1 protein-coding gene and 2 pseudogenes are annotated in these 2,150 nt (G+C 70.7%); all 3 read right to left on the bottom strand.

Going from position 1 to position 2,150, the window contains the following annotated elements:
- Positions 1–125 (bottom strand): annotated as a pseudogene (locus ACFWVC_RS38595) (ABC transporter ATP-binding protein); the annotation flags it as partial.
- A 101-nt stretch (positions 126–226) separates the two neighbouring features.
- The gene (locus ACFWVC_RS38590) at positions 227–1,699 is read right to left on the bottom strand and encodes an ABC transporter permease (RefSeq protein ID WP_384299572.1); all 1,473 of its coding nucleotides are present in this window, start codon (positions 1,697–1,699) and stop codon (positions 227–229) included.
- 168 nt (positions 1,700–1,867) lie between these two features.
- A pseudogene (locus ACFWVC_RS38585) lies at positions 1,868–2,150 on the bottom strand (ABC transporter ATP-binding protein); the annotation flags it as partial.

Here is a 2,150-nt window from a genome sequence, read left to right as displayed (position 1 = left end):
CCGCCGGTCGGACCCTTGATGACCAGTTGGTCGCCGTCCTCGATCACGAGGTCCACACCGCGCAGCGCGTGCACGGTGTCCTTGCCGCGCGCGTATTCCTTGGTCACGCCGCTCAGCTTGTACATGAGGTGACTCCTGAAGCCTGGGTGGAGGAGGGGTGGGGCCGCGCCCCGCCAGGGGGAGGTACGGGGCGCGGCACCCGGTATCGGGGAGGACGGACGGACCGCTACTCGACGCGGCGCAGGGCGTCGGCGGGGCGCAGCCGGGAGGCGCGCCAGCCGCCGAAGGTGCCCGCGATCAGACCGCCCGCGATCGCCAGGACCACCGCCACGACGATGGTGTTGACGCTGACCGGTGCGTGAAGGGCGATCTTGAGGACGTTTGACGCGGCCTCCCGGGCCGGGCCGCCCTGCCCGCCGAAGCCGCCGCCACCGCCGCCACCGCCGAAACCGCCGCGACCGCCCCCGCCGGTGCGGCCGACGGACGCCTCCAGGGTCGGGCTGATCTCGGTGATGAGGTAGGCGCAGCCGAGGCCGAGCGCGATGCCGAGCACCCCGCCGATGAGGCCGTTGACCAGGGCCTCGCCCATCACCTGCCGGGTCACCCGGCCGCTCTTCCAGCCCAGCGCCTTGAGCGTGCCGAACTCCCGGACCCGGCGGTTGACCGCGGAGGACGTGAGCAGTCCGGCGACCAGGAACGCGGCGATCAGCACCGCGATCGACAGCCACTTGCCCACGTTGGTCGCCAGGTCGGACGCCGTGGACAGCGAACCCGACACCGTGGACGCCAGGTCAGACGACGTCGTCACCGTCGTGCCCGAGATGTTCTTCTGGATGGCGGACTTGACCGAGTCGATCTGCTGGGAGTCGGCGGCCGAGACGTAGACCGTGGTGACCTTGTCCTTGGAGTCCGACAGCGTCTGGGCCTGCTTCAGCGGGATGTAGACGTTCGCGCCGGAGGAGCCGCTGTCGGCGGTCGCGATGCCGATCACCGAGAACTTGGTGCCCGAGATGGTGAGCGTCTTGCCCACCGACAGCTTCTTCTGCTTCGCGTACGCGCTGTCCAGGACGGCGACCTTGGCGTCGGCCTGGGAGGCGGCGAAGGTCTTCCCGGAGGTGATCTTCGAGGAGGTCAGCGGACCGAGGCCCATGTCGGCCACGTCGGTGCCGAAGAGCGTGAAGTTGTCGATGCCGAAGTTGGCGCCGCCGCCGCGCACGGTGCCCTGCGGCCGCTGGCTGCCGCCCCCGCGGTTGAAGCCGCCCCCGCCGCTGTTCGGGTCCTGCTGGAACTGGCCGCGCTGGAACTGGCCGTTGATCTTGATGACGACCAGGCTGAGGCCGCCGACGGCCTGCTTGACCCCGCTCTGCCCCGCGACGTCGGTCACGACCGAGGACTTGAGCGTCGAGAAGCCCTGGACCACGACGCGGTCGCTGCTCTGCTCCTTGTCGTCGCCGCGCGCGTCGAACTGGAACCGCGGCCGCTCCGCGCCGGCCGAGGACGGGTCCGCGGCCTTGGTGACGGTCATGTCCGTCCCGAGGCCGTACAGCGACTGCAGCACCTTGCCCTGGGCCTGTGTCATGCCCGCCGACACCGAGTTGACGGTGATGACCAGCGCGATGCCGAGTGCGAGGCCCATCGCGATGACGAGCGCCGCTTTTCTGCGGCGACGGAGTTCGCGCCGGAGATACGTGAAGAACATGCGATTCCTCGCCGAGTTCGGAAGCCGGGGAGCGGGAGGGAGGGCAGGGCCCCCCTCCCGCTGTCGTGACGGTAGGAACCGGCTGTGATGAGAGTGTGAGGCGTGGATGAGAGGGCGATGAGAAACCCGCCGCCCCGAGCCGCACCACCGCGGCCCGTCGGCCGCGGTTCAGTACGAGGCCGGTGCGGGCGCCGCTGCCGGTGCCGCGTGCCTGGCACCGTCGGCCGAACGACCGCCGGGAGTTGCCGGGTTGTCGGTGACGGTGACCTGGCCCCGCTTGATGGTGGCCACGCGGGTCGCCCGGCGGGCGATGGCGGAGTCGTGGGTGACCATGACGAAGGTCAGCCCGTGCTCCCTCCACAGCCCCTCAAGGAGCGCGAGGATCTCGTCGCGGGTTCCCTCGTCGAGGGCGCCGGTGGGCTCGTCGGCGAGCAGCACCTTCGGCTTCTTC

It is taken from the genome of Streptomyces sp. NPDC058691 (assembly GCF_042714775.1).
GTDB lineage: Bacteria > Actinomycetota > Actinomycetes > Streptomycetales > Streptomycetaceae > Actinacidiphila.
The sequence above is the reverse complement of the archived record's forward strand: the minus strand, read 5'-3'. Positions and strand labels throughout refer to the sequence as shown.